The following is a 12,289-nucleotide window of genomic DNA, read 5'->3' as shown; positions in this document are numbered from 1 at the left end:
ACCGTCTCCCACGGCCCGAACCGTTCCGGCAGATCCCGCCACTGCACACCTGTCCGCACCCGGTAGAGCACCCCGTTGATCACCCGACGGTGATCACTCCACCGACCCCCGCGCGCACCACCGCGAGGCAGGAATGACTCCAGTCGATCCCACTCCTCATTCGTCAGATCACCACGCCCCATGCAGCCAGCCTGGCCTCAACACCCCACCTACGTCAGGAGATCCAAGAAACAGTGCCTAGCGGTTGTTGCAGCGGCACATGCCTTGCGGCGTGCACCAGCTGTCGCAGGACTTGCACCACGTCGCGCCGGGGAACGGCGGGGTGCGCTCCGGCTCGGCGCTCCGGGCAGGGCGGTGGCGGCCGATCCCGGCCTCCTCGATCCCGGCCGCCAGCTCGGCGTAGTGCTCGTCGGCGTTCGGGTCGGGGTTGGGCTCATGGATGGTCGGTGACAGCGCGGGCATCTTCGTTCTTCTCCGGACGGGTGGTTCGGGCCTGGGCCGGGTCAATTCGGCCAGGAGCTTCGGCAGCGGTCCATAGCGTTCGCGCATGAGCCGCTCGTACAGCTCGGGGTCGGCGGCGTGGTCGGTGCGATAGGTCGCAGTCGTCACGATGTCTCTCCTGAGTACGCGACGACCCGCCCGGCCTGGAGGGCCGGGCGGGTCCAATCGCGGGTGCGTGGAGCGGCGTCCCCGAGTGGCTCCGCATGGGCGGCGCCGGCGTCTGGCGGGTAGGGCGCGGGGGGGTTGCCACCCGCCAGACACCGAAGGGGGATGCCGCATGCCACGGCGTTGTTGATGGGCCGGTCCCGCGGCTGCAGCCGTTCCCGATCAACGCGCAGAACGTACCACGATTCAATGTTGTGGCACATCTAAGCCTCCGGGGTGATCGCCGGCCTGTCGCGCTGGTCGGCCCACAGAGCGGCGCCGAAGCCGAGGCCGTCCAGGGCCTCGGTGCCGCAGGGGTCGGGCTCGTCGACGAGGAATAGGGCGTCCTGGTTGGCCTTGGTGCGGCCGGTGAAGTCGCCGCGCTTCATGCGCAGCCAGTCGCGGCCTTCGATGCTGTCGCTCACGGGGCTCTCCTTGGTTGGTGCAGGCGGGCGGCCCGCCCCCGGGGCGGGGGCGGGCCGTGGCAGGTCAGGCGGTGGGAACGAGCTCCGCCTTGGTCGGCGGGGCGGGCTCGGTCGGCTTGGGCTGGGCCGGGACGGCGAGGCGCTTGGCCTCGGCGTCGGGGTTGAGGACGATGTCACGGGCATCGGCGTGGGCTTTGGCCTGCCGCAGGTTGAAACGGGCCTTCTGTACGGCGTCGGCCACCCGGTCCATCTGCTCCAGGCGGGCGCCGACTTCGCCCTCCAGGGCCAGGGCGAGCTTCTGCGGGTCGGCTTTGGCCAGGTCCTCCAACAGGCCCCGCACGCGCTCGATGTTGTCGATGTTCCTGCGGGTGGTGGTGCGCTCGCGCTGCCGCTCCTCGCGCTCCTCTTCGCTCATGTCCTCCAGGATCAGCGCGAAGGTCTGGTTCTGCTGCTGCTTCAGCGCGTAGGCGAAGTGGACCAGCTCATTGTCGCCGCTGAAGGCGCCCTTGGCCCACTTGTGCATGACTGCCCGCTGGTTGCCGGGGGTCAGGGCCGCGATCTGCACGGCGGCCTGGGTGCCGATGGCGCCGGAGTTGACGTGCTGCTGGACTTCTTCGGTGAGGTCGAGCAGGGCGAGGCGCAGGTTCACGTACTGGGTGGACTTGCCGAACTCCTTGGCGACGTCGCCCGGCCCGGCGTCCTCCTGGTCGTCCAGGATGCGGCGGAACGCCTTGGCCTCCTCCATCGGCGTCATGTCGGCGCGGTTGATGTTCTCGGCGACCGACCGCTTGAACCGCTCCAGGGTGCTCAGGTCGTCGTCGGTGATGATGCACTTGATCTGGGCGATCCCGGCGACCTGGTGGGCGCGCCAGCGGCGCTCGCCCGCGACGATCTCGAAGCCGCCGGCGTCGCTGTCGCGGCGGACCTCGATCGGCTGCATGAGGCCGAACCGCACGATGGAGTCGGCGAGCTCCTTCAGGGCCGCCTCGTCGAAGTACTCGCGGGGCTGACGCTCATTGCGGTGGATCTTGTCGACTGCGATGGTCCGGATCGTCACGGCTTGCTCCAAGAGGCCGGTCGGGAGGGGGCCATTCCCCTCCTCATGCCCTTATTCTACCGCTTTTCTTGGTTAAGGCCAGAAGAATTTCTGCCATAACCCCAGGTCAGGGTATGAGTAGGGGCGGGCACCGACCGATGCCCGCCCCTACTCATGTGAGAGCCGATCAACTCGCCTGCTTCACCCGCGCCACCCTGCAGCTGCACAGCTCTTCCTGCGGCCCCCCGTCCACCACCACGGCCAGCACGCACAACGCTGCGCGAGCCTCCTCGACCCCCAGAGTGCGTCGGCCAGACTCCTCGGCCTCCTCCATGCGCCTGCGGATGCGTGCCGGATCGATCGCCACTTAGATCCTCCCCCTGGGGCAGGGTCCCCGCCCCAATCGCCGTCCCCTGACACCTGCACCGCGCGTAGGTTCCCAGCGCGGTGCGGTCGAGCAAGTTCCCCCGAAGGTGGCCGGCTTGACGTACCCCGAGAGCCCGTAGGGCCCCCTACAACGCCCGGCCAGCCACCGCTGGTGGACTACCAGCCCCAGGTCGTGTCATTCGGGGTGGCCAGGATCGGGCCGTCGCCGAGCCCGCCGTCGACAGGGGACTTCGAGGTGGTGCCATCCGGGGCCGGGGTGGGGTCGGCCGGAACCGACCACGTGGTGTCATCCGAAGCCGGGATCGTCTCAGCAGGCGGACCCGGGATGGTGCCCACCGGGGAGGACCATGTGGTGTCCCTGGCAACGATGTCAGCCTGCGCGTGGACCTGCCCGGCCGCGAAGAATCCGGCCAGTACGGCCAGCCCGCCAGCAGCGACGATGCGGGCAGTTCGGGAAATGACCATGGGAACCCTTACTTGGCAACGACGAGAGCAAAGCGGGCGCGCGACGGCAGTAGCGGCAGCAACTGGGCTGCCCCACCCCCCGGTTAGCTACGTGCGGCGTACAAGCGTCGCCCAAGTCGCAACTTTGTAGTGGACTTGTGAAAAGATCAAGAACAGCCATTGCGGTATTTTCACCAGTCGCACAAATCAGGGGTCGTTAGGTGTCACAAGTTCCCGACCTGCCGGATCTGTCCGAACCCGCGGTCACCGCTTACCAGCGAATACTCGACGGCGAGACACTCGCCCCTGAGACTGCGGGACTTGACTCACTTTTGAACTCCGGCCTGGCGGTTGCCTATCCGTTCACGGCGGACACCTACACTCCCGTCCAACCGCGCCACGCCGCACTACAGATGATGCAGATCGTGCACACCCACATGTCGGCGCTGACCGCGTTCGCGGGAGCGATGCCGGACGTTCTGGTGAACCTCCGGGACCGCTACCAGGAGACCCGGGCTCCCGACGACTTGGTGCAGCACCTGGTCGGCCGCAAGCTCATCAACGAGCGCATCGCCGCCGAACACAGTGCCGCCCGCAAAGAGGTCGCAGCTGCCCAACCCGGCTCCCGCAAGCCCGAGGACCTGCAGCTCTCATTCGAACGCGACCGCGCCGGGCTGTGCCGCGGCCTGGCGATGCGCACGATCTACAACGCCTCCGTGCGCCGTGTGACAGCCATCGGCAACTGGGCCAGGGACATGGCCGCCGTCGGCGGGGAAATCCGCACCATCCAGGGCCGGTTCCCGCGCAGCATCATCTTCGACCGCCGCGTCGCGTTCATCCCCGTGTACACCGACGAGGGCGAGGGATCCCCCGACGAAGCCGTCATGATCACCGATCCGCTGGTGGTCGCACGGCTCGCCCACGTCTTCGACCTGTTCTGGGAGCGCGCCGACCTGTGGCTGGGCGCCCGGGCGGCCTGCCAGGAGGAGGGCCTGACCACCAACGCCACCCAGCGGGCGGTCCTGCGCGAACTGTGCCTGGGCCGCAACCAGAAGCGGGCGGCGAAGAACGTCGGCATCAGCGCGGCCTGGCTCAACAACCAGCTGCGCGAACTACGCGTGAAACTAGGCGTCGAGACGCTGAACGAGGTCATCTACTGGTGGGCCGGATCCCCGGACCACGACGTGCACGACTGACAGTCAAGCGCGCCGTCTACGCGGCGAGGGCGGTACGCCAGATCAGCGTCACCCGGTCGTCCACAGCCCGCACACCCCGGGCACGCGCCGGGTGGACCTGGATCTTCTCCACCAGCAGCAGCACCAAGCCCCGCTTGGAGGCGAACGGCGCATGCTCCCACCAGCGGGCCAGATCCTCGACCCCGCCCAACGGCACTTCGGCGCCCTGCTCCAGGTAGCGCAGCCGCGCCCGCTCGGTCTTCAAGTCCCGGCCGATACGCCGGTCCGCGGCGACGAATGAGTCCCGCGAGAGCTGCCCCTCCGCGTAGGGCGCGGCCAGCTCGGTGCGCTTCCCCTCCAGAGAAGCGATCCGGACGACCACCTGCTGCGCCTCCGCAGCCATCGCCCTGCGGGCCGCCTCCAGCGCGGCCTGCGCGCCCGGCCGGGACAGTTCGCCAAGCACGTACTCGGCGACGTAGTCCTCAAGGCGCGGCGCATTGATGCGGACCTTCCCGCACCCGCCGCGCCCCTCGAAGTTGGACTGGCACCGGTATGACGGCGTCCCCGCGCCCGTGCGGCTGCCCGTCATGCGCTGACCGCAGTCGGCGCACACCGTCAGCCCCTCGCTGAACAGGTATTCGTAGTCCTCCTCGCGCGGCGCGGCCGCGCGGACACTGCCGCGCCGGCCGGGGCGCTGCTGCAGCCACCGGAACTCCTCCGGCGTGATCAGCCCCTCGCGACCGGTCTCGCACAGCTCGCCACTGTCGGGAATGCGTTCAAGCCCAGCGATCGCGGGGTTGTCCAGCAGGCGGCCGAGCGTCATGGAGGTCCACTCGCCACCCATGGTCCCGCGGTGGCCCTCGGCGGTCATCCAGGCCGCGACCTCAGCCTGCGACTGGCCCGCACGGATTCGGCCGACGGCTTCGCGCACGACCTGCCGCTCCTGGGCGCGTACACGCGTCAGGGCCTGGTTGTCGAAGCCGTACAAGCGCGGCATGCCACCGTTCCCAATTCAACTCAGCGGCCCGCAGACGTCTGTCACTGTCGCAGCGAGCCGACCCCCAGCGCCTCCCACAAGGCTGCTGTGGGTATGCGCACTGTGTTCCCCATCGACAGAGTCCGCACAGGGAACAGTCCAGCCTTGATCAGGTCGTACGCCTTGTTGTGTCCGATGCCCAGCGCGCGGGCGGCGGTCACGACGTTGACGGTCGCGGGCAGTGCCAGGACCTCGTCCAAGCTCATTCCGCGCTGATCGACAGCCGTCGTCATGCTCATCGTTGCCATGAAAGTTGCCACGTTCTCCCCCGCGCCAACCGCCGATCACGATACACGGAGGCCGTGAAACAAGCAGCCCCAGCAGGTACGACTAGGCAAGAATGTGCACTGATGGTGATGTTCCGGCGAAGAACTTGGGGGGACTTTGTTCGAAGAGAAGACGTACAAGAGATGCACCTGTCACGGGCCACTGTTCAATAGGGATGGCGATCCCGTCCTCACCGACGCCGGCGAGCACAAGACCGGCCGCCTGGACCGCAACTGCCCGCGGCTCACGGAGCGCAACCACGGCTCGTGGTTCTACCAGATCGAGCTCGAGCGCAGCGGCGACGGCGAGCGCAAGCGGGCCCGCGAGGGCGGCTTCCGCACCCAGGAAGAAGCCGCGCGTCAGGCCGAGGAAGTCTGGCGGGCCTCCAAAGCCGGCGTGAACGTCCTGTCGGACGAGACCGTGGCCCAGTTCCTCACCCGCTGGATCAAGAAGAAGAAGGCCGGACTCAAGCGGACCACCGCCCACGAGTACGAGCGGGACATCGAGCTGTACCTGGTCCCCCACCTCGGCGCCTTGAAGCTGCGCGACCTGCGCGCCCGACACTGCCAGGCCATCTTCGACTGGATCATCACAGACAACGAACGGCGCGCGGAACACCGGACCCGCGTGCAGGAACTCCAGGCAACTGCCGACGCCGCTTCCCAGGCATGGCGAACCGCCCCGGTCGCCACCCTGACCGAAAAGAACGAGCGCGCCCGACTGCGCGCCATCTGGACAACCGCCCGCGACGAGCACCTGGCCCAGCGCCAGCGCCTGCAGCGGACCACCGGCCCAGCCACCATGCTCAGCATCAAGACCACCTTGTCCTCCGCGCTCAGCGACGCCCTCAAGGAAGAGCTGATCGCCAAGAACTACGCGGCGTTCCTCACCCTCCCCAAAGTCGTCAAGCCCCGCGCGCTGGCGTGGACCGCCCCGCGCGTCGCCAACTGGAAGCGCACCGGCCAGAAACCGTCGCCAGTCATGGTGTGGACCCTGGAGCAAACCGCTCAGTTCCTGGACTTCATCGTCATGGACCGGCAATTCCCCGGCTGGCATCTGATCCTCTTCCACGGCCTGCGCCGCGGCGAACTGGCTGCGCTCACCTGGGACGAAGTCGACCTGGACGAGGAAGTCATTCACATCACAGAGCAACTGGTGTCGATCTCCTCCGAGATTCACGAGGACACCCCGAAAGCCGACAGCATCCGGGACATCAAGCTCAACCGCGACTCGGTGAGGCTACTCAAAGCGTGGCGCAAGAAGCAGCGCACCGAGCGCGCCGAGTGGGAAAAGCACAAGTCCTGGAAGGACTCGGGCAACCGTGTCTTCACCCGGGAAGACGGCGACGTGTACCACCCACAGGCCTTCTCCGACCGCTGGGTACGGCTCGTCAAGCTGTCCGGCCTGCCGCCGATCCGACTCCACGACGGCCGCCACGAGGCCGCGAGTCTCGCGCTGGCCGCCGGCGTCGCCCCCAAGGCCGTCCACGCGATGCTGGGGCACTCCTCGATGCGGATGACGACCGACACCTACCAGACGGTGCTGCCCGACATGCATGCCGCGACCGCCTCGGCCTCCCTCGACCTGATCACCGCGTTCCGCGCCCAGAAGAACAAGAAGGCCACGAAGAAGGCAAAGAAGAAGAGGAAGAAGGCGCCCAAGGGACGGGGCGAAGAGGCGGCCTGACGGGGTGGGGGCCCCTCTCCCCCACGGAGGCCCCCTTCTGGCCCCCTTGAACCATCATCGAACCCAATCGACGAGTGGTTTAGACCAAAAGCCGATCAAGGAAGTGATAAATGTCCAGGTCACAGGGTATAGCCTTGGCTTTTCCTCGTGAGCCTCTGCGGGATGGGGATCCGAGCCCAACGCTTCCTCACGGCGCTCGTCAGGTGAATGGATGACTCGACCTGTGCATCAGCCCATCGAGTTCGAGCCGGAGGACGGCAGCCGGGCTGCGCTGCCGTCATGGCCTGCCCGGATACCCGCCCTGTGGATCGTGGATGCCGTGCGGCACGGTGACCGTGCCGAGCGGGTGGCCCCCGGGATCCTCGATGCCGGGGAACAGCGGCGCGCCGAGAGCTTTGTCGCATCGGCCGACCGCCGCTGCTACGTCGCGGCCCATGTGGCGCTGCGGATACTGCTCGGTGCCCGGCTGGGCATCGAACCCCGCGACGTACGGATGGTCCGCGAGCCGTGCCCGTCCTGCGGCGGTCCGCACGGCCGCCCCGCGACCGACGGTGGTGTGCACTTCTCGCTCTCGCACAGCCGGGACCTGTCGCTGCTCGCGTTCGCCGACGTGCCGCTGGGCGTCGATGTGGAGGCCGTACCGGGCAGTGAGGCCGCGGCGGAGGTCGGAGCGATGCTGCATCCGGCGGAGTCCCGGGAGCTGGCGGCGCTCCCTGCGTCGGACCGGCCCGTGGCCTTCGCCCGGGCCTGGACGCGCAAGGAGGCGTATCTCAAGGGCGAGGGCATCGGACTGGCACGCGACCTCTCCCTCGACCATCTGGGCACCGGGCCGGTGCCGCGGCCCGGGCCGGCGGGCTGGACGGTCGCCGATGTGCTGGTTCCGGCCGGCTATGCGGCCGCGGTGGCCGTCCGTGCGGCGGGGCAGCCACCGGTCGCGGACGGCCACCGGCGAAAATGATCCGGCGGGCAGAGCAGGACGACCGACCGATACGGAGGAGTGGGCAGATGCCGCACGAACGAGCTGGACAGCAGGCGCGGCCGGAGGACCTCACCGATGTGGCGCGACTGGTGACGGCGTATTACACGCTGCACCCCGATCCGGCCGAGCCGGACCAGCGGGTCACGTTCGGCACCTCCGGTCACCGCGGTTCGTCGACGGCCACCGCGTTCAACGAGGACCACATCGCCGCGACCAGCCAGGCCATCAGCGAGTACCGGGCCTCACAGGGCACGGACGGCCCGCTGTTCCTGGGGGCGGACACCCATGCGCTGTCGGAGCCCGCTCGGGTCACCGCCATCGAGGTGTTCGCCGCCAACGACGTGACGGTGCTGATCGACTCCGCCGACGGCTACACGCCGACCCCGGCGGTGTCGCACGCCATCCTCACCCACAACCGGGGCCGTACGTCGGGTCTCGCCGACGGTGTGGTGGTGACGCCGTCCCACAACCCGCCCGGCGACGGCGGGTTCAAGTACAACCCGCCGAACGGCGGCCCGGCCGGATCCGAGGCGACCGGCTGGATCCAGGAGCGCGCCAACGAGATCATCGCGGCCGGCATGAAGGAGGTGCGGCGGTTGCCGTATGTCCGCGCGCTGGCGGCGCCGACCACGTCGACGTACGACTTCCTCGGCAGTTACGTGGCGGATCTGCCGTCCGTGCTCGACCTCGACGCGGTCCGTGCCGCCGGGGTGAGGATCGGTGCGGACCCGCTGGGTGGCGCATCGGTCGCGTACTGGGGCCGCATCGCCGAACAGCACCGGCTCGATCTCACGGTCGTCAATCCGCTGACCGACCCCACCTGGCGGTTCATGTCGCTGGACTGGGACGGCAAGATCCGGATGGACTGTTCCTCGCCGTACGCGATGGCGTCGCTGATCGAGCAGCGCGACCGCTACCGGATCGCGACCGGTAACGACGCGGATGCCGACCGGCACGGCATCGTCACCCCGGACGCCGGGCTGATGAACCCGAACCACTACCTCTCGGTAGCCATCAACTACCTGTTCGCACACCGCGCACAGTGGCCGGCCGCGGCGGGCGTCGGCAAGACTCTGGTGTCGTCGGGGATGATCGACCGGGTCGCTGCCGATCTCGGACGGCAGCTCGTCGAGGTGCCGGTCGGTTTCAAGTGGTTCGTGGACGGTCTGGTCGACGGGTCGTTCGGGTTCGGCGGCGAGGAGTCGGCCGGTGCGTCGTTCCTGCGCCGTGACGGTTCGGTCTGGACGACCGACAAGGACGGCATCATCCTGGCGCTGCTGGCGTCGGAGATCCTCGCGGTGACGGAGAAGTCCCCGTCGGAGCAGTACGCGGCACTCACCGCGCGCTTCGGTGAGCCCGCGTACGCCCGCATCGACGCCCCCGCCGATCGCGAGCAGAAGGCGGTGCTCGCCAGGCTCTCGCCGGAGCAGATCACTGCCGATTCACTGGCCGGCGAACCGGTCACGGCGGTGCTCACCTCGGCTCCGGGCAACGGCGCACCGATCGGCGGCATCAAGGTGACCACGGAGAACGCCTGGTTCGCCGCCCGCCCTTCGGGCACCGAGGACGTCTACAAGATCTACGCGGAGTCGTTCCTGGGCTCCGATCACCTCGTCCGGGTGCAGGACGAGGCCAAGGCGGTCGTCTCAGCCGCCCTGGGCGCCTGAGTCCGTTCGCGACGACGAAGAGCCGCCTCCCGTGACCTCGGCCGCCGCAGGAGGCGGCTCTGTGGTGACGCGGGAGGTGGCTCCGTCGTGAAGGCTGTATGTGCCGCTGCGGCGGGAAATAGCGGCAGTGACCCACAAGCACATAAAGGGACCAATAGATAGAATTCGAGCATGGTAGACCGGCCTGTCACGTCGACCGCGCCCGAACTCGTGCTCGAAACCGATGCAGGACCCACGGTGATGAGTCCGAGCCGGGATTACCACGTCGGCCGCGACCCCCTGAGCGACATCGTCATCGACGATGTCCGGGTGTCGTGGCACCATGCGGTGCTCCGGCCGGTGGCCGACCACTGGTCCCTGGAGGACGAGAACAGCACGAACGGTACGTACACCGGGGGCAAGCGCATCCATGAGTCGGGCGTTGGCCCCGGCAGCGTCATCCGGTTCGGTCACCCCGCGGACGGGCCGTGTGCCGTTCTGGTCGGCCAGGAACCGCCGCCCCCCGCGCTGCACCCGGCCGACCGCCCGTCCGCGGTCTCCATGCCCGCGGCCACCGGAACGTTCCGGCAGCCGACCACCGTGCGTCCGCGGCCCGTCCATACCGTCCGTATCGGCCGCAGCGCCGACAACGACCTCGTCGTCAACGACCTGACCGTCTCGCACCGGCACGCCGAACTGCGGGCACATCCGGACGGCACGTACGAGATCGTCGACCTCGGCTCGCACAACGGCACCTATCTGAACGGGCAACTGGTCGGCCGCGCCCCGGTCGCCGCCGGTGACATCGTCGGCATCGGTCACTCCGAGTTCTCTCTGGTCGGCGACGTACTGCAGGAGTTCGTCGACACCGGTGAGGTCTCCCTCGATGTACAGGACCTGGCGGTCACCGTGGAGGGCGGCCGCAAGAAGCTGCTCGACGACGTCTCCTTCCCGGTCGGCGAGAAGTGTCTGCTCGGCGTGGTGGGTCCGAGCGGCTCCGGCAAATCCACCCTGCTCAACGCGCTGACCGGCCTCCGGCCGGCCGACGAGGGCAGCGTCCTCTACGACGGCCGAGACCTCTACCACGATTACGCCGAGCTGCGCCATCGCATCGGGCTCGTCCCGCAGGACGACATCCTGCACTCCCAGCTGACCGTGCACCGCGCCCTCGGATACGCCGCCGAGCTCCGCTTCCCCCACGACACCGACCCGTCCGAACGCCGGGCCCGGGTCACCGAGGTGATACGTGAGCTGGCTCTGGAAAAACGGACGGAGCAGCCGATCCACAGCCTCTCCGGCGGCCAGCGCAAGCGCGTCAGCGTCGCGCTGGAGCTGCTGACGAAGCCGTCGCTGCTCTTTCTCGACGAGCCGACCTCGGGGCTCGACCCCGGCATGGACCGCTCGGTCATGCACATGCTCCGGGGGCTCGCCGACGACGGACGTACGGTCATCGTCGTCACGCACAGTGTGCTCAGCCTCGATGTCTGCGACCGGCTGCTGGTGCTCGCCCCCGGCGGGAAGACCGCCTACTACGGGCCGCCGGACGATGCGCTGCCCTTCCTCGGGTTCGAGCAGTGGCCGGAGGCGTTCGAGGCGTTCGAGATCGACCGGGACCGGAACTGGTCGGCGGAGTACCGCGCGTCCCCGTTCCACCGGCAGTACATCGCGAACTCCACCGCGCAGCCCCGGCTGCCGCACGCCACGGTCGCGCCGGTCGCCCCGCCACCGAAGACCCGGAGCGGGGGCGCTCAGCTGCGGACGCTGGTCCGCCGGTACGCCGCCGCGCTGAGCGCCGACCGGACCTTCCTGGCCATCATGATCGCTCTGCCTTTCGTGATGGGCGCGATGACCCGGGCCCTGGCCGGCAGCCGACTGACCGCGGACACTGCGATCAACGCGCTGCTGATCCTCTGTGTGGGCGCAGTGCTGACCGGCGCCGCGAACGCCGTACGGGAGCTGGTCAAGGAACGGGCGATCTATCAGCGTGAGCGTGCCGTCGGTCTGTCCAGATCGGCGTATCTGATGTCCAAAGTGGTTGTCCTGGGCACCATTACGGTGCTGCAGGCCGTGGTCCTGACCCTCGTCGGCCTGGCGGGCGTCGATCTGAACGCCCCGGGCGGCAAGGGCGTTCTCCTGCCGCCGCTGGTCGAAATGACACTGGCCGTGGCCCTGTTGTCGTTCACGGCGATGATGCTCGGTCTGGTCGTCTCCGCACTGGTGCGCAAGGAGGAGGTCACCATGCCGCTGCTGGTGCTCCTCGCGATCGTCCAGGTCGTCTTCTGCGGTGCGCTGCTGAAACTGCACGGTGTGCCAGGGCTGGAGCAGCTGGCGTGGCTGGTGCCGTCCCGGTGGGCGCTCGCGGCGATGGGCGGGACCATCGGGCTCGGCAGGATCGTGCCGGGAAGGGTGAGCTCGGATCCGCTGTTCGACCACACCGCGGCGGCGTGGCTGCTGAACATGGGGATGCTGGTGGTGCTGTCGGTCGTCTTCGGACTGGTGGTGGCGCGGCTGCTCCGCCGGCACGAGCCCGTCATCATGCGGAAGTAGTGGAGGCGGGGAGCCC

12 protein-coding genes are annotated in these 12,289 nt (G+C 68.7%); 5 read left to right on the top strand and 7 right to left on the bottom strand.

Annotation, left to right across the window (positions count from 1 at the left end):
* From ACFYP5_RS31825 to ACFYP5_RS31805, 5 genes are all read right to left on the bottom strand, one after another.
* A partial coding sequence (locus ACFYP5_RS31825; protein WP_389042316.1) for a transposase occupies positions 1–182 on the bottom strand: 182 nt, incomplete at its 3' end.
* A 55-nt stretch (positions 183–237) separates the two neighbouring features.
* Complete coding sequence (locus ACFYP5_RS31820; protein ID WP_389042315.1) at positions 238–609, bottom strand: hypothetical protein; 372 nt, start codon at positions 607–609, stop codon at positions 238–240.
* A 260-nt stretch (positions 610–869) separates the two neighbouring features.
* The gene (locus ACFYP5_RS31815) at positions 870–1,070 is read right to left on the bottom strand and encodes a hypothetical protein (RefSeq protein ID WP_389042313.1); all 201 of its coding nucleotides are present in this window, start codon (positions 1,068–1,070) and stop codon (positions 870–872) included.
* Positions 1,071–1,134: 64 nt separating this feature from the next.
* Positions 1,135–2,127: a ParB/RepB/Spo0J family partition protein gene (locus ACFYP5_RS31810; RefSeq protein ID WP_389042311.1), complete on the bottom strand. Its 993-nt coding sequence runs from the start codon at positions 2,125–2,127 to the stop codon at positions 1,135–1,137.
* A gap of 522 nt (positions 2,128–2,649) precedes the next feature.
* Positions 2,650–2,958 carry a hypothetical protein gene (locus tag ACFYP5_RS31805; protein WP_389042309.1) on the bottom strand — a complete coding sequence of 103 codons (309 nt, stop codon included), beginning with the start codon at positions 2,956–2,958 and terminating at the stop codon, positions 2,650–2,652.
* 200 nt (positions 2,959–3,158) lie between these two features.
* Here ACFYP5_RS31805 and ACFYP5_RS31800 point away from each other — a divergent pair, with 200 nt between their 5' ends.
* Positions 3,159–4,133: a hypothetical protein gene (locus tag ACFYP5_RS31800; protein WP_389042307.1), complete on the top strand. Its 975-nt coding sequence runs from the start codon at positions 3,159–3,161 to the stop codon at positions 4,131–4,133.
* 16 nt (positions 4,134–4,149) lie between these two features.
* Here the strand turns inward: ACFYP5_RS31800 and ACFYP5_RS31795 are convergent, their stop codons facing one another.
* Together ACFYP5_RS31795 and ACFYP5_RS31790 are read right to left on the bottom strand one after the other, a co-directional pair.
* The gene (locus ACFYP5_RS31795) at positions 4,150–5,109 is read right to left on the bottom strand and encodes a recombinase zinc beta ribbon domain-containing protein (protein ID WP_389042306.1); all 960 of its coding nucleotides are present in this window, start codon (positions 5,107–5,109) and stop codon (positions 4,150–4,152) included.
* Between the two features lie 41 nt (positions 5,110–5,150).
* Entirely contained in the window at positions 5,151–5,387 is a 237-nt protein-coding gene (locus ACFYP5_RS31790; protein WP_389042304.1) for a DNA-binding protein, read from the bottom strand.
* Positions 5,388–5,532: 145 nt separating this feature from the next.
* Between ACFYP5_RS31790 and ACFYP5_RS31785 the strand changes: the two genes are divergently transcribed.
* The 4 genes from ACFYP5_RS31785 (at position 5,533) to ACFYP5_RS31770 (ending at position 12,273) form a co-directional block, all read left to right on the top strand.
* Positions 5,533–7,101 carry a tyrosine-type recombinase/integrase gene (locus ACFYP5_RS31785; protein ID WP_389042303.1) on the top strand — a complete coding sequence of 523 codons (1,569 nt, stop codon included), beginning with the start codon at positions 5,533–5,535 and terminating at the stop codon, positions 7,099–7,101.
* A gap of 211 nt (positions 7,102–7,312) precedes the next feature.
* Positions 7,313–8,059, top strand: coding sequence for a 4'-phosphopantetheinyl transferase family protein (locus tag ACFYP5_RS31780; RefSeq protein WP_389042301.1), 747 nt, complete (start codon positions 7,313–7,315; stop codon positions 8,057–8,059).
* 47 nt (positions 8,060–8,106) lie between these two features.
* Positions 8,107–9,747 (top strand): phosphoglucomutase (alpha-D-glucose-1,6-bisphosphate-dependent), encoded by a 1,641-nt coding sequence (gene pgm / locus ACFYP5_RS31775; RefSeq protein WP_389042299.1) that lies wholly within the window; start codon positions 8,107–8,109, stop codon positions 9,745–9,747.
* 171 nt (positions 9,748–9,918) lie between these two features.
* Complete coding sequence (locus ACFYP5_RS31770; RefSeq protein ID WP_389042298.1) at positions 9,919–12,273, top strand: FHA domain-containing protein; 2,355 nt, start codon at positions 9,919–9,921, stop codon at positions 12,271–12,273.
* Positions 12,274–12,289 lie beyond the last annotated feature (16 nt).

This window comes from Streptomyces sp. NPDC005262, from assembly GCF_042872425.1.
In the GTDB taxonomy this organism is placed as follows: Bacteria; Actinomycetota; Actinomycetes; order Streptomycetales; family Streptomycetaceae; genus Streptomyces.
The sequence above is the reverse complement of the archived record's forward strand: the minus strand, read 5'-3'. Positions and strand labels throughout refer to the sequence as shown.